This is a genomic window from Streptomyces sp. LS1784 (assembly GCF_020103755.1).
Lineage (GTDB): Bacteria > Actinomycetota > Actinomycetes > Streptomycetales > Streptomycetaceae > Kitasatospora.
Map to the genome: position 1 here is coordinate 1 of NZ_JAHSQD010000121.1, position 18,110 is coordinate 18,110.

Annotated in this window: 15 protein-coding genes and 3 pseudogenes; 9 read left to right on the forward strand and 9 right to left on the reverse strand. The window is 70.1% G+C overall.

Features of this window, described 5'->3' with window-relative positions:
• Positions 1-39 precede the first annotated feature (39 nt).
• The 3 genes from KS423_RS16650 to KS423_RS16660 form a co-directional block, all read right to left on the reverse strand.
• The gene (locus KS423_RS16650) at positions 40-654 is read right to left on the reverse strand and encodes a TetR/AcrR family transcriptional regulator (RefSeq protein WP_224280014.1); all 615 of its coding nucleotides are present in this window, start codon (positions 652-654) and stop codon (positions 40-42) included.
• Positions 655-990: 336 nt separating this feature from the next.
• A complete protein-coding gene (locus KS423_RS16655) occupies positions 991-2,517 on the reverse strand; it encodes a S8 family serine peptidase (RefSeq protein WP_224280016.1) in 1,527 nt (508 codons plus the stop codon).
• A 348-nt stretch (positions 2,518-2,865) separates the two neighbouring features.
• Entirely contained in the window at positions 2,866-3,840 is a 975-nt protein-coding gene (locus KS423_RS16660; RefSeq protein WP_224280041.1) for an aminoglycoside phosphotransferase family protein, read from the reverse strand.
• A 436-nt stretch (positions 3,841-4,276) separates the two neighbouring features.
• Between KS423_RS16660 and KS423_RS16665 the strand changes: the two genes are divergently transcribed.
• Together KS423_RS16665 and KS423_RS16670 are read left to right on the forward strand one after the other, a co-directional pair.
• Positions 4,277-5,371, forward strand: coding sequence for an ATP-binding protein (locus tag KS423_RS16665; RefSeq protein WP_224280018.1), 1,095 nt, complete (start codon positions 4,277-4,279; stop codon positions 5,369-5,371).
• Positions 5,368-7,158 carry a hypothetical protein gene (locus tag KS423_RS16670; protein ID WP_224280020.1) on the forward strand — a complete coding sequence of 597 codons (1,791 nt, stop codon included), beginning with the start codon at positions 5,368-5,370 and terminating at the stop codon, positions 7,156-7,158. The genes KS423_RS16665 and KS423_RS16670 overlap by 4 nt, the downstream gene beginning before the upstream one ends.
• Positions 7,159-7,372: 214 nt before the next feature.
• Here the strand turns inward: KS423_RS16670 and KS423_RS16675 are convergent, their stop codons facing one another.
• Together KS423_RS16675 and KS423_RS16680 are read right to left on the reverse strand one after the other, a co-directional pair.
• Complete coding sequence (locus tag KS423_RS16675; RefSeq protein WP_224280022.1) at positions 7,373-7,894, reverse strand: hypothetical protein; 522 nt, start codon at positions 7,892-7,894, stop codon at positions 7,373-7,375.
• Positions 7,895-8,080: 186 nt separating this feature from the next.
• Complete coding sequence (locus tag KS423_RS16680) at positions 8,081-8,740, reverse strand: hypothetical protein (protein WP_224280024.1); 660 nt, start codon at positions 8,738-8,740, stop codon at positions 8,081-8,083.
• Positions 8,741-8,858: 118 nt separating this feature from the next.
• Between KS423_RS16680 and KS423_RS16685 the strand changes: the two are divergent.
• The 5 genes and pseudogenes from KS423_RS16685 to KS423_RS48035 form a co-directional block, all read left to right on the forward strand.
• Positions 8,859-9,224: pseudogene (locus tag KS423_RS16685) on the forward strand (hypothetical protein); the annotation flags it as partial.
• Positions 9,225-9,330: 106 nt separating this feature from the next.
• Positions 9,331-9,708 carry a glyoxalase gene (locus tag KS423_RS16690; RefSeq protein WP_224280026.1) on the forward strand — a complete coding sequence of 126 codons (378 nt, stop codon included), beginning with the start codon at positions 9,331-9,333 and terminating at the stop codon, positions 9,706-9,708.
• A gap of 403 nt (positions 9,709-10,111) precedes the next feature.
• On the forward strand, positions 10,112-11,044 hold the full coding sequence (locus KS423_RS16695) for a phosphotransferase (RefSeq protein WP_224280027.1): 933 nt from the start codon (positions 10,112-10,114) through the stop codon (positions 11,042-11,044).
• 334 nt (positions 11,045-11,378) lie between these two features.
• Positions 11,379-11,534: pseudogene (locus KS423_RS48500) on the forward strand (tetratricopeptide repeat protein); the annotation flags it as partial.
• A gap of 51 nt (positions 11,535-11,585) precedes the next feature.
• Positions 11,586-11,774: pseudogene (locus KS423_RS48035) on the forward strand (IS630 family transposase); the annotation flags it as partial.
• Positions 11,775-11,777: 3 nt separating this feature from the next.
• Here the strand turns inward: KS423_RS48035 and KS423_RS16705 are convergent.
• Entirely contained in the window at positions 11,778-12,308 is a 531-nt protein-coding gene (locus KS423_RS16705) for a GNAT family N-acetyltransferase (RefSeq protein ID WP_224280029.1), read from the reverse strand.
• 163 nt (positions 12,309-12,471) lie between these two features.
• Between KS423_RS16705 and KS423_RS16710 the strand changes: the two genes are divergently transcribed.
• The gene (locus KS423_RS16710; protein ID WP_224280031.1) at positions 12,472-13,818 is read left to right on the forward strand and encodes an alkaline phosphatase family protein; all 1,347 of its coding nucleotides are present in this window, start codon (positions 12,472-12,474) and stop codon (positions 13,816-13,818) included.
• Between the two features lie 189 nt (positions 13,819-14,007).
• On the opposite strand, the gene KS423_RS16715 is transcribed toward KS423_RS16710, so the two are convergent.
• Positions 14,008-14,412 (reverse strand): hypothetical protein, encoded by a 405-nt coding sequence (locus KS423_RS16715; RefSeq protein ID WP_224280033.1) that lies wholly within the window; start codon positions 14,410-14,412, stop codon positions 14,008-14,010.
• Between the two features lie 561 nt (positions 14,413-14,973).
• Between KS423_RS16715 and KS423_RS16720 the strand changes: the two genes are divergently transcribed.
• A complete protein-coding gene (locus KS423_RS16720; protein ID WP_224280035.1) occupies positions 14,974-15,783 on the forward strand; it encodes a C1 family peptidase in 810 nt (269 codons plus the stop codon).
• Positions 15,784-15,977: 194 nt separating this feature from the next.
• On the opposite strand, the gene KS423_RS16725 is transcribed toward KS423_RS16720, so the two are convergent.
• Together KS423_RS16725 and KS423_RS16730 are read right to left on the reverse strand one after the other, a co-directional pair.
• The gene (locus KS423_RS16725) at positions 15,978-16,769 is read right to left on the reverse strand and encodes an alpha/beta fold hydrolase (protein WP_224280037.1); all 792 of its coding nucleotides are present in this window, start codon (positions 16,767-16,769) and stop codon (positions 15,978-15,980) included.
• A gap of 647 nt (positions 16,770-17,416) precedes the next feature.
• A complete protein-coding gene (locus KS423_RS16730) occupies positions 17,417-17,896 on the reverse strand; it encodes a hypothetical protein (protein ID WP_224280039.1) in 480 nt (159 codons plus the stop codon).
• Between the last annotated feature and the right edge of the window lie 214 nt (positions 17,897-18,110).

The window sequence follows — 18,110 nt, forward strand, 5'->3', positions numbered from 1 at the left end:
ACACCCGCCTGGCCGCCTGGCCGCCTGGCCGCCTGGTTGTCAGGGTGTGCGGGCGCGCAGCGCGGGGGCGGGGCAGGGCAGCGGACGGGCCCCGGCGGGGGAGAGGCCGTCGAGGACCAGGGCCAGGTACCGGCGCCAGCCGTCCTCGCGGGGGTCCATCGTCCACAGCACCGAGACCAGCATGACGACGACGCGGTGCAGGTCGTCGGGCACGAGGTCGGCGCGGATCACGCCCGCGCCCTGACCGCGCGCCAGGAGGGCGTCGAGGGCGGCGAAGAACTCCTCGCCGGTCGCCGGGGTCAGGACGCCGGCGGCGCGGGCGGCGGCCAGGACGTTGTAGTCGCCGGCCACCGATTCCAGGGCTGCCGCCAGTACGCGGGCCAGCCCGGACGCGGGGTCGGGGTCGTGGGCGGCGGCCTGGATGACAGGCCGGACGTGTTCGCCGAAGCGCTGGTCCAGCACGGCCCGCAGGAGCGCGGCCTTGTCGGGGAAGCGGCGGAAGAGCGTGGCGGCCCCGAGACCGGCCCGGCGCGCCACGTCGTCGAGGTGGGCGTCGGGGCCCTGTTCGGTGAAGACCTCCCGGGCAGCCCGGATGATCTTTTCCGCGTTTCGGGCGGCGTCGGCGCGCAGCAGCCGGGGAGCGTCGGGGACCATCCCGGCAGCCTATCCAAGGACCGCCAGACCGGTGCCGGGCCACCGGGAACTCAGGTTCCGGCGACCATCGCGACACCCGACTCCCGGGGACACGATGACCTTCGAGATCCGCAAGATCCGGACACCGCAGGGCACACGAAGCCGAACCGTGAGCGGGAGGAGTACTCCCGGCTCACGGAGCAGGGGATGAGCAGTCGTGAGGCTTGCAGGCTCGTCGGCATCAACCGGCGGACCGGCAAACGGTGGCGCAACGGCTCCGACCCCACGAAGAACAGGTCAGGACTGCCCGCACATCGCATGCGGGCAGTCCGGGCCGTTCCGTTGTCCCGGTGCCGGCTACTCGACCGCGCGCAGTGCGTTGACGATGCCGAAGCCGTAGAAGCCGTTGATGCGCTTGCCGCCCGTGCAGGTGGCGTCCACGACGCCGTCGCCGTTCCAGTCGTACGGGTCGGCCGGGCACCCCGGGTTGTCCGCCTGGGCCTTGAGCAGTGCCTGCAACTGCTCTGGGGTCGCGTCCGGGTGGGCGGACTTCAGCAGCGCGGCCACACCGGCGGCGTGGGGAGTGGCCATGGACGTGCCCTGCTCGTAGCCGTACTGGTTGTTCGGCATCGTCGACAGGATGCCGCCTGACCCGGACGGCGTGTCTGAGGCCACGTACTGGTCGCCGCCCGGCGCTGCGACGTCGATCACGCCGAGGCCGTAGTTGGAGTAGTACGACTTCGTGTTCCTGGCGCCGGTCGCGCTGACCGCGACGACGCCCGGCAGTTGTGCGGGCAGGTCCCAGCACCTGTGCGGGTCGACCGTCCGGCTCGCCGGGGTGGAGTCGTTGGGGCTGCCACCGTCGGTGAAGGCGTTGGAGGCCAGGTCGTGGTTGGCGTTGCCGGCCCCGGCGACATTGAGGGTGCCCTTGCGCTGCGCGTAGAGCTGGGCGCGGTTGACCGCGTCGACGATGGCCTTCTGGTCGGGGTCGTCCAGGCAGTTGTACTGCCACGGGTCCACGTAGTAGCTGTTGTTGGTGATCTGCACGTCGTGGTCGGCGGCGAACACGAAGGCGCAGACGACGCTTTCGGCGTAGATCAGCTGGCGCGGGGTGGGCTGGGAGACCGTGATGCCGGAGACCCGCACACCGGGTGCCACGCCCGCGACGCCGATGCCGTTGCGGGCCGCGGCTATCGTGCCTGCCACGTGCGTGCCGTGGAAGTAGGCCGGGTCCACTGGCCGCCAGGAGCCGTATGTGGTGTCGGCCTTGCCGCCGGCGCAGTTCGCGGACTGCGAGGGGGAGAAGTTCGGGGCGAGGTCCGGGTGGGTGTCGTCGACACCGGTGTCTATCACGGCGACCGTGACGTTTCTGCTGCCGGGGTTGATCGTCGCAGCCTTGTCCGCGCCGATCGCCCGCAGGTCCCACTGCTCGGCTTCTAGGGGTTCGGTGCCGTCGCCGGAGGCTTTCCCGATCCTCGCGGCCTCGGCCTCGGAGAGGTAGCGCACCGCACCCTCGTCGTTCGTCCCCACCGTGTTCAGCGGCGCGGTCCGCGTGGCACCCGCCGACTGCACTCCGCGCACCGCGCGCAGCCGCTTGCCGAAGTCGGGGTTCGCCGAGTGGACGACGATGACGCCGATCCGGTCGTACGTGACGACGGTGGTGCCGCCGGCAGCGGTGATGGCCCGCTGCACCTCTGCGATCGTGTGACGGTCGGTCTCGGTGTTGACGACGTACGCCAGGGGGTGTGCGTCCTCGGCCTGTGCGGCCGACTGTGCTCGGGGCGTCGCCGAGGCGGGCGTGGGGAGGGATCCGAGTGAGGCGGTCAGCGACAGCATGACCGGTATCGCCAGGCCGAGCCGGAGTAAGGAACGTCGTCGAGCCATGTGGTCTCCACATCATCCGGGTGCAGGACCCGGCCGAAGACAGAGTGCCGGCCGGGCAGGTACAGGACGGGTGGTACAGGGGTGAAGCTATCCCGCCACCTCGCCAACCAGCAATGACTCGGCAACGACCTGACCAGACCTGTGGCGAACCGACACGGACAGCCCGAGGCCGAACCCGACGCGGCACAACAGCCGACATCAACGCCGTTGACCCGCTGACGTTTCAGGAGGGTGTGGTCGGGGTGTGGGATGGGGTTCTGTGGGTGTGGTGAGAACGGGCGGGTGGGCTTTGCGGATCGCCGACGGCGGCTTCATGGCGTTGGTCTCGTGTTCCGAGGACTGGGCCGATCAGCCGTGTGGCCGGACCTGCCCGACGGGCTCGGTGACCACCGGGCCGTGCTCACCGGGCCGGCGGATTGTTGCGACGAGTCGTCGCAACGCGGCGTGGGCGGGTGGGCCCCAGGTGGCCTTGCCGCCGGGGCGCCCGTGGACGCCGGCCTCTCCGATGAGGATGCCGCTGAGGGCGCGCAGCACCGCCCAGCCGCGGGCGCGGCGCAGGGTCGCGGTGTCCGGGGTCGGCTGGTAGGCCTCGTGGAAGCGGTCGGCGGCGCCGTCCGGCAGCAGCGTCCAGGGGGCAGCGAGGTCGCAGGCCGGATCACCCTTGCAGAGGTCGCCGAAGTCGATCACGCCGCAGAAGGTGCCGTCGGTCGTGAGGATGTTGGCCGGATGCAGGTCGCCGTGGAGCCACATGGCCGGGCCTGTCCAGTCGGGTGCGGCAACGGCGTCTTCCCAGACGGCGCGGACGGCGTCCGGGTCGGGGATCAGCCCCATGCCGGTGGCCGAGGCGAGGTGTTTGGCGAACCCTTCGGCATGGTCGGCGAGCGGCCCCCCGCGGCCGCGGCCGCGGGGGGCCGCGGTGGGAGCGGGCCGGTGAAGAGCCGTCAGGAAGGCGGCCAGGCTGTCGGCCGATTCCGCAGCACGCGTGGCGGGGGCGCGGTCGGCGGGCTCGCCCGGCACCCAGGTGGTGACGATCCAGGGCCGCGGAAATCGCTCGGAAGGCTCGCCGAGGCGTTGCGGAACGGGGACCGGCAGCGGAAGGTGCGGGGCGAGGGCGGGCAGCCAGGCGTGCTCCTTGCGAAGCAGAGCGTCCGCGGACTGCGTCGCCCAGGGCAACCGTACGGCGAGGTCGTCGCCAAGCCGCCACAGCTGGTTGTCCCAACCACGCGCGCCGAGCCTCACCGGGCGATCGGCCAGGTCGGGATGCTGGTCACGCAACAGGTGGCGGACCAACTCCACTGTGACCTCGATCCGGGTGTGGGTCATGCAGAGCAACGGTAGTCGGGCAGCGGTCCGTCCGCGGGTCACTTGATCGAGCATCTCGGCGACGGAGGTGACCAGGCCGGCGGCGGTGTCCGGTTCGGGGCGGTGCGCGAGGATCGCCTTGCGCTGCACTTCTTCGTCCGGGGCGAGCCCGGCCGCGATGGCGAGCGCCGCCCCGACCGCCGCTAGCAGGCCCGTGTTGTCGCCGCCCCACCGGGAGCCGTCCCTGCCGTCCGGTACGAACTCGATGTGACCGCTGTCGTGGCCGTTGCCGTTGCGCTCAAGTGCCGCCTCGATCCCCGCGAGGCCGAGCCGGATGCCTCCCGTGTCGGTCATGGCGGAAGCCCGGACCCACCCGGGCCACCGAAAATCCGGGTGCGCTCGGCCAACTCGCACCGCACACTGGGCCGGTCACGCACCGTTGTCGCGAAGGAGCCCCGTGCAGGGAGCAGTCAGCGTCTCGCCCGCCCAGATCCCCGAGCTGCTGCTCGGCCTGGCCACCGTCCGCCCGGTGTTCGTCTGGGGCGCCCCCGGGATCGGGAAGTCCTCCCTGGTCAGGGCGTTCGCCGAGTCGCTCGGCCTGGAGTGCGTGAGCCTGGTCGGCACCCAGCTCGCCCCGGAGGACCTGATCGGCGTCCCGCAGCTCACCCCCGAGGGCCGCTCCCGGTTCTGCCCGCCCGAGCAGATCGCCCGCGACGAGCCGTACTGCCTGTTCCTGGACGAACTCAACGCGGCCTCGCCGGACGTCCAGAAGGCCTTCTACTCGCTGATCTTGGACCGCAGGATCGGCTCGTACGAGCTGCCGCCCGGCTCGATCGTGATCGGCGCCGGGAACCGCGCCACCGACGGCGCGCTCGCCCGCCCGATGGCATCCGCGCTGGTCAACCGCATGGTCCACATCCATCTGCGGGCCAGCGCCGAGGACTGGCTGCGCTGGGCGGCCGGCGCCGGCATCCACCCCTGGATCGTCGACCACCTCACCGACCGGCCCGACCACCTGTGGTCCGCCCCGCCCAAGACCGAGGAACCGTTCTCCACCCCGCGCGCCTGGCACATGCTCTCCGACGCGCTGCACTCCTTCGGCCCCACCCTGGACGTGGGGGCACCTCCCGGCCGCCAGGCTGGGGGAGAGACCCTCAAGGCCGTCGCCTACGGGCTGCTCACCGCGCAGCACGCGGTCGCCTTCTGCGGCTACGCGAAGATCGTCCGCAACTCCTACGGCCTGGAGACGATCCTCAAGGGCGACGCCCGCTGGCCGCACCGGCTGGAGGACCGCGACCTGCTCTACTACCTGGCCGACGCCTTCCGCGGCCGGCTCGTCAAGGAACTGCCCGCCCGCAAGGAGCACGCCTCCGGGGCACAGCGGCAGACCGCCTTCCGGGCCAAGTCGCTGCTGGTGCAGCTGGCCGAGATCTCGGTGGAGGTCGCCCAGACGGTGATCGCCGACGGCCCGGACGGCAACCCGGTGCTGCCCTCCTGGTTCCTGATCGAGGCCGCCCGGGACATGCCCCGCCTGGTCGAGGCCCGCCGGTGAAGCGCGCCCCGACCGAACGGAAGAAGCCGGACCCGGGCGCCGAGGCCTTCGCCGAGGGCCTCCGACTGCTCCGCCGCAACCCGGCCCTCGCCGCCCTGCGCGCCGACATCTGCCGCACCGAGGACTGCACCACCGCCCCGCCGGACGGTTGGGCGGTGGCCGACTCCAACGGCACCCTGCACGTCAACCCGCGCCGCCGGGCGGAACCCGAGGAGTGGGCCTGGGTGCTGGCGCACTGCCTGCTGCACCTCGGCTTCGGCCACCTCCCGGGCGCCCGCGGCACCCGGACCCAGCCCGACGCCCACCAGGCCGCCGCCCGCTGCGCGGTGGTCAACCGCTTCCTCGCCACCTTCCCGGTCGGCCGCGCCCCGGTCGCCCTCCCGCAGGAGTACCCGGGCGGCGACGAGGAGGAACTGGCTGCCCGCTGGCGCCGCGACGGCCTGCCGCCCACCACCGCGGGGACGGCCGGCACCGCCGAACGCGACCAGCTGCTCGTCGAGTGGCGCGGCCACGGCCAGGCCCGCGAGGACTGGCCGACGGCCTTCGCGGCCGCGCTCACCCGCACCATGTCCGCCGCGATGGACCGGGCCGGCGGCCGGATCGACGCCGAGACCGGCGAACGCCTGCCCGAGCGGCCCTGGAACCGGGCACTCAACTGGTTCGTCTCCTCGTACCCCCTGCTCGGCGGCATCGCGGCCGGCCTCACCGTCGTCGCCGACGCCGAACTCGCCCGCGCCCACGACATCGCCGTCGCCGCCGTCAACGCCGAGGCCGCCGAGATCTACGTCAACCCGCTGCGCCACTACGCCGACGAGGAGTGGCGGTTCATCCTCGGCCACGAGATCCTGCACGCCGCCCTGCGGCACGGCGAGCGCCGCGGCGGACGGGACCCGTTCCTGTTCAACGTCGCCGCCGACTACGTCATCAACGGCTGGTTGCTGGAGATGGGCGTCGGCGAGATGCCCGACGGGCTGCTGCACGACCCGCAGCTGAAGGGCCTGTCGGCCGAGGAGGTGTACGACCGGATCGCCCGCGACCAGCGCCGGATCCGCCGCCTCGCCACCCTGGCCGGGAAGAACCGCCCGGACGTCCTCGGCGAGCCGCTCGGGCCGCCCCGGGACTACGTGGACCTCGACGACTTCTACCGGCGCGGCCTCCAGCAGGGCTTCGAACTGCACCGGCGCGAACGCGGCCTGCTCCCGGCCGGGCTGGTCGAGGAGATCCGCGCACTCGCCCACCCCCCGCTGCCCTGGGACGCCCAACTGGCCCGCTGGTTCGACGAGTTCGTGCCGAGGCCGGAACCGGTGCGCAGCTACTCCCGTCCCGCCCGCCGGCAGTCCGCCACCCCGGACATCCCCCGGGCCGGCCGCCACCACCCGGAGGAGGAGGTGCCGCGCTGCACCTTCGGGGTCGTCCTGGACACCTCGGGCTCGATGGACCGGACACTGCTCGGCAAGGCGCTCGGCGCGATCGCCTCCTACGCCGCCGCCCGGGACGTCCCGGCCGCCCGGGTGGTGCACTGCGACGCCGCCCCGCACGACGCCGGGTACCTCCCGGTCGAAGAGATCGCCGGGCGCCTGCGGGTGCACGGACGCGGCGGCACCGTCCTCCAGCCGGGCATCGACCTGCTGGAACGGGCCGAGGACTTCCCGCCCGGGGCACCCGTCCTGGTGATCACCGACGGTGAGTGCGACGTACTGCGGCTGCGCCGCGAGCACGCCTTCCTCGTCCCGCGCGGCGCCGTACTGCCGTTCACCCCGCGCGGACCGGTCTTCCGGATGAGCTGAGCGCACGGACCCATGTGGTCGGCCGACCGGCTCCAGCGCCCGCCGCGGCCCCGGCCCGGCCGCCCAGACCTTCCCCGAATCGATCCGAACCGCCATGCCCCGGCGCTACGTTGAATGTTCCGGTCCTGCATCCGCAGGAACCCCGGTTACCACGAGACGTTCAGCACCGGCCGACGTCCGCGCACGCGCTTGTGGGTGGCGATGCGGGCTGGTGTCAGACCCGAACAGCGCGGACACGGTCGGGTGCGAGGTGCAGCTCGTACGGCAGGCAGCAGTCGGAGCACAAGGTCGCCACCAGGGTTCCGCATGCGCACAGCTGGTTCATTCCGCCGTCCGGGGTCGCCCCGCAGCAGGCAGGAGAGGCGTGTCGCAGTTCCAGGCCCCGGGCGTCGTCGGGATTGATGACGATGTTGCCCCGTGGGCCCTGCGAGACCAGTGGTCGTCCGTCCGCGTTGTGCATGGATCCGTGACGTGGGTACGCCGGTCCGGGTACCTCGGTGACAACCAGGGGAGGGCCGCAGGGTTCGGTCTCGATCGCGTAGCAGCCCAGCGGTAGCGTCGCCGGTGACGGGCCCATCTCCTCGGCCTCCCACCACTCGTAGTACGGCGCCTCGGGAACGGAGGACAGCTGACGCAGCGGCCCGGTCAGTACGATCCCGCACGTGTCGCAGATGAAGATCACTCTCTCGGCTTCGACGGCTTCCGTGGCGCTGCGGGCCTCCGGCTGCGAAGGCACGGTGGCACGATCGCGCTCTGGCCGTGTTTCAGTCCGTCCCTGGTGACCGAGTTGTTCCTGCATGCACTGACCGTACCGAGTGCGCGGCAGACTCCCCCAACGGCGGTCGGTTGGCCGACTCTGATCAACATTTCGGGATCGCCCAGCGTAATCGGCCCACGAGTAGGGGTGATCCGGAGATCACTCCTACTGTGCTGGTCGACGGCGATGTCCTTCTGGCGTGTAGGTGAAGCTTGCGGCGAACGGAGCATCACCACGGCGGATCGCCAGAAGCAGTGGTTGCTCGCGGGCCGGAGGCCAGGAGGGCTCGGCGTCTGGGTCGGTGCCGTTCCAGAGGTGGAAGAACACCATGGGAGCAGAGAGGCCCGCGGTCACGTAGCCGAGCGTCTTCCCGTAGTACGGGTTGGTACCGCCGAACAGAACTGACGGCGTGCCGAAGAATGAGGTCACGTCGGCCCACACCCGGTCGTGGGCGGCCCACGAGTCGATCGTGGCGAGCATCGAGGCGTATTCGTCCGTGCTCAGCACCCGGTCGGTCTTGAGCCACCCCTGGCGGTGCGCGAACTCCGCGTATACAGAGGCCACGCTCGCATCGGGATCAGCTGGCAGGAAGCCCCCGAACGCTCCCTTCACGCCGGTCGGGGTCCACGCCTTGCGCTGCTCCAGGGCGCGCTGCTCGTCGTCCCATGCTTCCTGCCGACGCTCAAGAAACAGGAGGTGGTCCAGCATCAGCCGGATGCCGAGCTCCCCACCCCACATCCCTGGCCGGCGGAGGGCGTCGTTGAGCCGGGCGACGAGATACGTGTGGATCTCGTCCGAGGGCGCGAGCATGTCGGCGGCAGGCATGCTGCCAGTCTCTCCTGTGGGCTGCAGTGTCTGGGCGTCACGTGTTTTCGGTGGCTGGTTCCGGCTTTGTGCTGGTCAGGGCTTGGCGTCTCCGAAGGATGGTGACGAGGCCGCCGAACTGCTCGCCGCCCACACCCGGCTCTGCCTCGCCCGCCTCCTGGCCACCGACCTCCGCCGCCCGTGGGAGAGACGGGCCGAACCGAACAAGCTCACCCCACCCGCGTCCGGCGCGGGTGCAGGAACCTCCACACGAAGACCCCATCGCCGGCGTGTGCGCCGAAACGATCCCGGCCCGGCCCCGGGCGGCCACCGGGCTCCAGGAACCGCACTCCGGCCCCGTCACGATGTCGGGCGGGTCCTGGCCACGGGTGAGGCATACGCCCATGGCGCCCACCACAAGCGCGGAACAAGGACAAGGCGGAGTGCCGAAGCGCCCGTGTGTGAGGGGGAGTTCTGTGAGCGTTTGAGTGCTTTGCGCCATTGAAGGAGGTTTGATTTCCGCAGCGGAACCGGTGGGCGCCCGACGGCGCACAATGTATCTTGATATCGAGATAATCGCCGTGAGACCGAACCAGCCGGAGGCCCGTGCCATGACCGCTGCCCTCTCCCTCGCTGCCATCAACCATGTCCAGCTCGCCATCCCGGCCGGCGGCGAGCAGCAGTGCCGAGCCTTCTGGGGCGAACTGCTCGGTCTGTCCGAGATCCCCAAGCCGCCGGCGCTCGCCTCCCGTGGCGGCTGCTGGTTTCAGGGGTCCGGCTTTCAAGTCCACCTCGGAGTGGAGCTGGATTTCCGGCCCGCGCTCAAGGCCCATCCCGGCTTCGAGATCCGCGGGCTGCGTGCGCTCGCGGACCGACTGGCCGACCACGGATATCTCGTCACTTTCAGCAACGAAGTGCCCGGGCAGGACCGCTTTCATACCGTAGACCCGTTCGGCAACCGGCTCGAATTCCTCGAGCTGCACTCCTGAGCGGGCGTTCGGCGGGCCGTAGTCGGGTTCTCGCTTGAGGAGGGTGTCGGCAAACTCTGGTGGGTCGATTGCGGCATGCCGAGCGGGCCAGGTTCGGGTTCGATGAGGATGCCGCGGCTGACCAGGAGGTTCAGCTTGGCGCGGGTGCCTTCGATGTGTCGGGGCTCGGTGCCGAGTCCGAGAGCGCGGCAGACGTCCTTGGCGGGCAGGCCGCCGTCGGCGTTCTCGAAGAGGGCGAGGATCTGGCGGCAGGCAGAGGGAATAGGGCCGGAGGCCCGATCACCGGTCCCGGCGATCTCAAACAGGCTGCCGCCCACTGCCGTTCGCCGGGACCGCACGGAACGCGATCGCCGCGGCCAGGGCCGACCACCCGGTGTTCACCAGCCCGCACTACCCTGCCGGGATGACCAGGAGGAGCGAGCGCGCGGACGAGGACCTGCTGGCCGTCGCGGAGGCGGCGCTGCCGGGACAGCGATGGCACGAGGCGCACCTCCTGCGCGGCTCCTCGCACGACGAGCTGCAACTGCTCGGGACCGCCGTGGTCCGGGTGGCGCGCAGGCCCTCCGCCTCCCCGGCGCTGCCACGCCAGGCCGAGCTGCTGCGCCGCCTGGCACGGCTGGGCCTGCCGTTCGAGGTACCGGAACCGCTGTCCGAGGTGGTGACCGTCCAAGGACGCACCGCAGTCGCCCTGAGCTGGATGTACGGGCACTTTACTGCCCGACGCTTCGTGCGCTCGGGCCGCGGCGGGCTGTTCGGTGCCGATATGAAGCAGCTCTCAGTCCTGCTCGGCACCTTGCGCGAGGTCGACTGCGGTCCGCTGGCGGACGTCCTCGGTGTTCCGCACGAAGGCGTGGGCGGCGACGGCTGGGCGGAATTGATGCTCGGTGAGGTGGTTCCGCGGCTGCCGCGGGCCAGACGTCGCGAGGCACGTCGGCGCATCGCGAAGGCGCGGGACCTGTCCGTGCCGGAGCCCTCCCTGGTGCACGGCGCTCTGGACGTGTCCAACCTGCTCTGGGACGGGTCGGGGCGGTTGGTCGGCGTGCTGGACTGGGACGCGGCCCAGCTCTTCGACCCCGCACTCGACGCGGCCTGGCTGCTCTCGCAGGAATGGAGTCCTGGCCTCGTCGACGTCGACTGGGAGCTGGTGCGCCGGACCCGGATCTGGGCGCTCACCCTGGGTTTGGAGCCGATAGCCCGCGGGATCCTCGACCAGGAGTCCGAGGGGACCCTGGCATCCCGAGTCCGCGATTCGGTCGAATGGCTGGAGCGAACCACCGGCTGGTGGAGCCGTGAGGCGCTGCGCGCCGAACCCTTCCGGGCCACCGGCCGGCGGTAGCCGAGGCCGGAACGCGCCTGGGGAGGACCCGGGGCTCGGGGAGTCCAGCAGCGGAAGCACCCGGGGGCGCTCACCTCGGCGACCCAGAAGGGGAGCCTCGGCAGGATCTTGTCAGGTCCGGCAAGGGCAAGCAGCGTAGCCGGCCGAAACGGGTGCTTGTTTAGAGCGGCTGCCGGACGGCCCGGCGATGGGCCTCACGTACCTGACACTGATAGATGCACCCTGACCCGCAACAAAGATCGAGCAGCCGCAGACAACGGCGGCACCGACCCTCGACACCCCGACACCACCCTGAGCCGGCGCCCACAACGCGATCGGCTGGTACCGGGCCCAGCTGGGCGACCACGAAGGCGCGCTGACGGACTGCGAACGGGCGCTGGCGCTGTTCCAGGAGGTCGGCAACCGCACCGGCCAGGCCTACACCTGGGACAGCCTCGGCTTCGTCCACCTGGGCTCGGGACGGCCCGGCGAGGCGGTCCGCTGCTACGAGCAGGCCCTCGGCCACTTCCGCTACCTGGGAGACCACTCCGGCACGGCGGACACTCTCAGCTCCTGGCTCAACCGCATCGAGGCCCAGTTCACCGCCCTGCGCTACTTCACTCTCGACGGCACCCACCACGCCGGCCACAAGGAGCCGGGAAGCATGATCCGTCGCTACGTCATCCGGCGGAACAAGCACGCCGCCGACCAACGCCTGTGCGCGGTGGTCGACAGCGCAAACGTCGCCTGAGGCTCAGGCGAGTTTCTTGCGCATCTTCACCGAGGTCGTCTCGTAGCCGAGCGACTCGTAAAGGCCACGCGCGCCTGTGTTGAACCCAAAGACGCTGAGACCCAGAGTATGAGCGCCCTGCGCCCGGGCGTATTCCTCTCCGAGGAGCATGGCCATTCGTCCCAGGCCCCGACCACGTTTGTCGGCGTCGATCACGATGTCCCAGATCCACCAGGCGCCGGCGTCGTCGCTCGTGTCCGGTCCGATCCAGAGGTAGCCGACGGTTACCCCGGCATCGTCGACTACGTCGAAGACCACGTGCCCTGGGGTCGGTATCCCGGACGGAAAGAACTGAGCCATGCTCGCGTCCGCATGCCGGTAGGCGTCCTCGGACGTTTGCCCCAATGCAACGAGATCCTTGGCGTACTCGGCTCGACTGCGTTCGAGCCAGGCAGAGAAGAGTCGGGCGTCCAGGGGACGGAGGGTTATGGGCACCGGCCCAGCCTCCCACACCGCCGACGCCTGAGCGGTGCGTGATCCCTGCTCGGGCGTCACGGCACGTCGCCAACAGGGCAAACGTCGACTGACACGGCGCGAGGATGTGCCCGACGCCGCCGCGCAGGATGCAGGGTTCTGCTCCTACGGTGGTAGGAGGGGCCGCCACCGTGAGCGGCGGGGCCTCGATCCTCCAGTCCGCGCGATTTGCGGGAGGTGCCGGATGTCATCGGACAGCACACTTCTGAGCCGGATAGACCACCTCGTGGTCCTCATGTTGGAAAACCGCTCCTTCGACAACATGCTCGGATTCCTCTACACCGACCAGGGAAACCGCCCGTCCGGCCAGTCCTTCGAAGGCCTGACCGGCGCGGAGTCCAATCCGGACGGGAACGGCGGCAAAGTCACCGTCTTCCCGATCGACCACACCAGACCCGGCGCATATTTCATGCCCGGCTCCGTCCCCGGAGAGGAGTACCACAGAGTCAACAACCAGCTGTTCGGTACGCAACAGGTGCCTACCCCCGCCCCCGACGCGACCAACGAGGGATTCGTCACCGACTTCGCGCAGATATTCCCGACCAGGAAAGGCAACTCCCCGGGCGTCACCGCGAGTGACATCATGGGCTGCTTCCCCCCGGAAGCGCTGCCCGTGCTGTCCGGACTGGCCCGGGGCTACGCGGTGTGCGACCACTGGTACTGCTCGGTGCCGACCCAGACCCTGCCCAACCGGGGCTTCGCCCTCGCCGGGACCAGCCTGGGCCTGGTGAGCGACAAGGCGTGCGAGAACCAGGCAAAAATTAACAGGTTCATGTTCAAGACGGACAGCATCTTCGGCCGACTCAGCGAAAAGGGCATTGGTTGGGCGATCTACGGCTACAACCTTCCGCCGTTGACCAGGGCCAACTTCCCCGACACCCAGCGGGCCGGTGATCAGCACTTCGGCCACTTCATCGACTTCAAGAACGCCGCCACCGAGGGCTCCCTGCCCGCGTTCGCCTTCCTGGAACCCGCCTGGAAGCACGACGGGAACAGCCAACACCCCAACGATGACGTCGCATCGGGCGAGCAGTTCATCCTCGACGTGTACAACGCGCTGCGCACCGGGCCGGACTGGGCCAAGACCTTGTTGGTGATCACCTATGACGAGCACGGCGGCTGCTACGACCACGTGCCGCCGCCCGTCGGCGCGGCATCGCCCGATCAACAGGCCGGAGAGGCCGGCTTCGACTTCACCAGGTTCGGGGTGCGGGTACCCACGGTGCTGGTTTCCCCGCTCATCGCTCGCGGTACCGTCTTCGATGTTCCCGGTGACAGCGTGCCACTGGATCACACCTCAGTACTCAAGACGATCCAGCAGCGGTGGGGTGTGGCTCCGCTCACCGCCCGGGACGAAGCGGCCCCTGGCATCGGAGGCGTCCTGACCCTGGACGAACCTCGCGATGACAATCCGCTGCACGGTGTCATCGTCCCCGTCTCCACGGGCAGAAACCCCGCCCGGGCCGTGACCTCCCACCTCGAACAGGTCTACAACAGCCTTGTCGCCGAGAACGTCCTCCCGAGCCCTTGAGGGCTGTTCGCCTCCGTGGATTGAAGACGACATCCGGGCGTACCGCAAGAAAGCAACAGGTCGTTCGGGCCACCCTCCCTCCCGGGGAGATGTCCTCACTCGTCCGGGTCCGGCAGCACCCACCGGAGTAGGCACCACGGCTGCCGAACTCAGTGCCATGTGAGGCACGAAGCGCAATTCGTACGTGCCTCACCCATCCGTCGTTTCGGGCATATCGGAAACCTGAGGGAAGTCCGGGGCGCCGGCGCTCGGCCGGACGGCCTGGGCCAGTGCCTCAGTGTTGTGCGTGATCGTCGTAGCATCGAGGAACAGACCGCCGAATGCCGCGAGCGCCGCCGTCAGGGCTGCCCCAGCCGCATGGTGAGTGCTGTCGAACACCTCCCACGCGGCGAACACCGCTACTCCCAACGCCAGTAGAGCCAAGACCACCCACAGCACCACATGAAGCCTCGGAGCCCCCGGCCGCGGGTTGATGACCAGCCCCAGGACCAGAGCGGCGGTCGAGCCTGCGACGGTGGACAGATCCGGTGGACTGGCCGGCCTGGCACCGGCGCCCACCGTGGTGCTCGCAGCAGTCAACACGAGGAACACCATGAGTCCTGCAAAGACAGGTGCCAGGAACAGCAGTTCAGCCGGGACAGACGTCACAGGCTCGGGGGCCCCCGCAACCGTCCTGTCTTCGTCATGAGCAGACACGCCCTTATACCTACAGCACGTCATGCCCAATCACCCCACCTCGCCGTTCGTGGGCGCGCCCAACCTCGGCGAACGGGCTGGTCTGCGTGTTGAGCAGGTGGCGGAACAGGGCAGCAGCTCGCTGAACCCATCCGCGGTCCAGCCGGACTCGACCGTTCTCCGCCGCAGTCGCGCAGATGACCGTACCGGCTGGCGGCCCGCACCTCACGCGGAGCCGATCCCCTGGCCCGCCAGTCGGCGCCACCTGAACTGCCGACCGTCTGCCCGCCGTGCCGGAGGAGGCCCCGGTCGGCCTGGAGGGTCCCGTTCCCGGAAGAGTGCCGCCAGGCGGTCGGCGCTGACCCGCCTGAGGGACGGGCGCGTCCGAGAGTGGGTGATCTTGGCATGGTCTGGATACAGACGGTACACCCGCGCCCGGTCACCAACCGCGCGCTGACAGACCGATCCGACAGGAGTGCCATGCCACCGACCAAGCGTCGCACGGCCCGCTACGGCTGGGCGCCGGACCTGCCCGACGCCCGCGACTTCCTCTACTCCGCACCGCATCTCTCGCTCATCAGCCTGCCGCCCGCAGCGGATCTGCGCGGCCAGTGCCCGCCGGTCTACGACCAGGGCGAGATCGGCAGCTGTACCGCGAACGCCATCGCCGCGGCGTTCGAGTTCGAGCTCATGAGGCAGAACCTGCAGGCCTTCGTCCCGTCGCGGCTGTTCATCTACTACAACGAACGGGTGATCGAGGGCCATGTCGGAACGGACTCGGGCGCACAGCTGCGTGACGGGATCAAGTCCGTGGCGAGCCTGGGCGTGTGCCCGGAGAACGAGTGGCCATACGACAGCACGCCCGCACTCTCCGACGGAGGCCCCTTCCCGGAGAACTCACGTGCCGGCCAGAAGCCTTCGGCGAGCTGCTACACGGAGGCCCTCACGTCCAGGGTGACCGCCTACCAGCGCGTCACCCGGGACCTCAACCAGTTCAAGGCCTGCCTCGCGTCGGGCTTCCCGTTCGTCTTCGGATTCACTGTCTACGCCGACTTCGAGAGCGCTGAGGTCAAGAAGACCGGCGCCGCGCAGCTGCCGACGACGGACGAGGAGGTGATCGGCGGACACGCCGTGATGGCCGTGGGCTACGACGACCAGACCGAGCGCTTCATCGTCCGGAACTCCTGGGGGCCCGGCTGGGGCATGGACGGCTACTTCACCATGCCGTATGCCTACCTCGCCGAGCAGGGACTCGCCTCGGACTTCTGGACGATCCGCATCGTCACCTGAGTCGATCGTCGCCAGACCCGGCACCGCCTCCGCGGCCCCGATACGCCGGCATCCACGCTCGTCGGGGTCGAGCGTGGATGCCGATGACGCATTCGACTGTTCAGATGTGCCGCTCCTGTGGGACCCACAACCGACTGGCCCACCGCCTCCACGGGCGCGGACAAGACGTACCCAGCGCGGTGTTCGACCTCGGCTCACTGAGCCAGGTGTTGCTCCAACGCAGCGAGGAATGCGTCCGGGTTATCGAGGTGGCAGGCGTGGTCGCCGGGCAGTTCGAGAAGCCGGGTGTCGGGCAGCCGTTCGTTGAGGACGGCGACGACCCGCTTGAGCCAGCCGGTGGTCGCGGAGCCGTGGACCAGCAGGACAGGGCACCGGATGCCGGCGAGTTCGGCGACGTCGCGGTCGGGCCGGTCGGCCTGCTCCGAGCTCCAGGACAGAGCCATCCGGTGCAGGACCCAGCGCGGCCAGGCGGGGTGATCGCGAGCCTGGTCCTTCGACGGCACGAGTCCGGCGAGTTCGAGGAACGCGGCCAGGTCGTCCTCGCTCACGTCCTGTCCGGCCAGTGCATGCAGGAACTGGTTCAATCGGGCGACCTCGGGGGCGCACTCGCCGAGGTCGTCGAGGATCCAGTACGCCGCGGGCTCCACGAGCGTCAGCGTCCTCACCCGCTCCGGATATGCCAGCGCGAACTCGATGAGGGCCCGCCCGCCGCCGGACCACCCCGTGAAGTCGGCGGTCTCGATGCCGAGGGCGTCCACCGTCATGAGCAGCGATTCACGCTCGATCGCCGCGGTGTACCCGGCGTCCCCGCGCTCGCCGGCCGAGCCGAGCTCATTGTGGATCGGCTGCACCCTGACGGTCCTCCGTCTCGCCGACAGGGCTTCCGCGAGCGGCGTCCAGGACACCCATCCGGTGAGCCCGCCAGGCACCAGCACGACCGGTGGCCCCTCGCCCTTCACCTCGTTGACCAGGACCCTCGGCTTCATCGTCCACCTCTGACGGGTTCACAGCAGATCCCATCAAGGTAATCGCAATCCCGACTCGCGCAGAGGACGACGACTACGAAAAGTTCGAAGCACCAGACACTCGGACACTTACAGACGCGACGGCAAACGCTCTAGCTGCACGAACACCCACCGTTCACCCGTTTGCCCCGGACACGCTGTGGACCACCCGCTAGCTGGACGCCGCCGTCGCCCTCGACCCGCGCGTGTTCGGCGACGCTGCTCCGCGCCGCCTGGACCGTGCCCCTGCCGGCAGGATCATGGGCCGCGGCGGGGCACATCGCCGCCGAGCACCAGGGGGCCAGGCCGCCGTCCTCCTGCCCGACCGCGTCACCGGGGCCCGCACCCACCGCACCGCCGCCACCGTCCTGGACATCCTGCGGCGCGCGCACGCCAACCGCCAGGCCCGCGCGAAGCGCGCGCGGGCCGAGGTGCCTCACCTGACCCTCACACGCCCGACCGGCTGGGGCGCGCCCAGCACTCGCGGCCCGGGCACCCCGGACCGCTCCGCGGCGAGAACGAAGGCGTCGGCACGCTCGTGGAGAAGCTCGCCACCTCATCACGGCTGACGGGTAGGCCACCCGGTGGCTGCGGGTGGCCTACCCGTTCCCGTGTTCCGGATCAGCCGGTCAGCGGGCCAGGAGGAACTTGGTGGTCGGCACACCCCGGACGGTGGCGCAGTCCAGGTTCGAGGTGGTGGCGCTGTAGGTGAAACCGCTCGGGACGCTGCACGCCCACATGCCGCTGACCGGTGTGCGGAGGTGGAAGGTGGTGGACGGTACGCCCTGCGTCAGGCTGCACGTGGTGGACGAGCCGGCGGAGTCGTAGGTGAAGCCCGGGGCGGTTGAGCAGGAGGTCAGGCCGTCGACGGGCGTGCGCAGGTGGTACTGCGGCGAGTTCCAGCTGCCCCCGCCGCTACACGTCCGGCTGAAGAGGACCCCGTCGTAGACGTAGCCGGACGGGACGGAGCAGGCCCAGGTGCCGTCCAGCCCCGTGGTGGTGGCGGAGGCCGGTGTCGTGGTGGCGGCCCCGGCGAGCAGCAGGGTGAGCGCGGCGAAGGCGGCGAGCAGCGCGGTTCGCGCGGTACGTATGGTTCGTGCGACGGACATGTTTTCTCCTTCGGTGGAGGAGTGACCGGAAGGTGCACGGTGCAGGGGGCAGTGATCGCGGGTGAGCGTTCACAGCCGTCGACGGTTCTAGGGCCTGTGTGATGTCGTGATCAATATTGCGGTTTCGTGCTTGCTCGAAAGCGGGATCCGGTAGGACGTTGCGTGTGACACGTAGGCAACTCACCGACGAGCAGTGGACGTTCATCGAGCCGTA

What these genes read in the sequence shown, in the direction of transcription:
- KS423_RS16650 (WP_224280014.1), bottom strand. Translation starts at nt 654, where the DNA reads ATGGTCCCCGACGCTCCCCGGCTGCTGCGCGCCGACGCCGCCCGAAAC.
- KS423_RS16655 (WP_224280016.1), bottom strand. Translation starts at nt 2,517, where the DNA reads ATGGCTCGACGACGTTCCTTACTCCGGCTCGGCCTGGCGATACCGGTC.
- KS423_RS16660 (WP_224280041.1), bottom strand. Translation starts at nt 3,840, where the DNA reads ATGACCCACACCCGGATCGAGGTCACAGTGGAGTTGGTCCGCCACCTG.
- KS423_RS16680 (WP_224280024.1), bottom strand. Translation starts at nt 8,740, where the DNA reads ATGCCTGCCGCCGACATGCTCGCGCCCTCGGACGAGATCCACACGTAT.
- KS423_RS16690 (WP_224280026.1), top strand. Translation starts at nt 9,331, where the DNA reads ATGACCGCTGCCCTCTCCCTCGCTGCCATCAACCATGTCCAGCTCGCC.
- KS423_RS16695 (WP_224280027.1), top strand. Translation starts at nt 10,112, where the DNA reads ATGACCAGGAGGAGCGAGCGCGCGGACGAGGACCTGCTGGCCGTCGCG.
- KS423_RS16710 (WP_224280031.1), top strand. Translation starts at nt 12,472, where the DNA reads ATGTCATCGGACAGCACACTTCTGAGCCGGATAGACCACCTCGTGGTC.
- KS423_RS16715 (WP_224280033.1), bottom strand. Translation starts at nt 14,412, where the DNA reads ATGGTGTTCCTCGTGTTGACTGCTGCGAGCACCACGGTGGGCGCCGGT.
- KS423_RS16720 (WP_224280035.1), top strand. Translation starts at nt 14,974, where the DNA reads ATGCCACCGACCAAGCGTCGCACGGCCCGCTACGGCTGGGCGCCGGAC.
- KS423_RS16725 (WP_224280037.1), bottom strand. Translation starts at nt 16,769, where the DNA reads ATGAAGCCGAGGGTCCTGGTCAACGAGGTGAAGGGCGAGGGGCCACCG.
- KS423_RS16730 (WP_224280039.1), bottom strand. Translation starts at nt 17,896, where the DNA reads ATGTCCGTCGCACGAACCATACGTACCGCGCGAACCGCGCTGCTCGCC.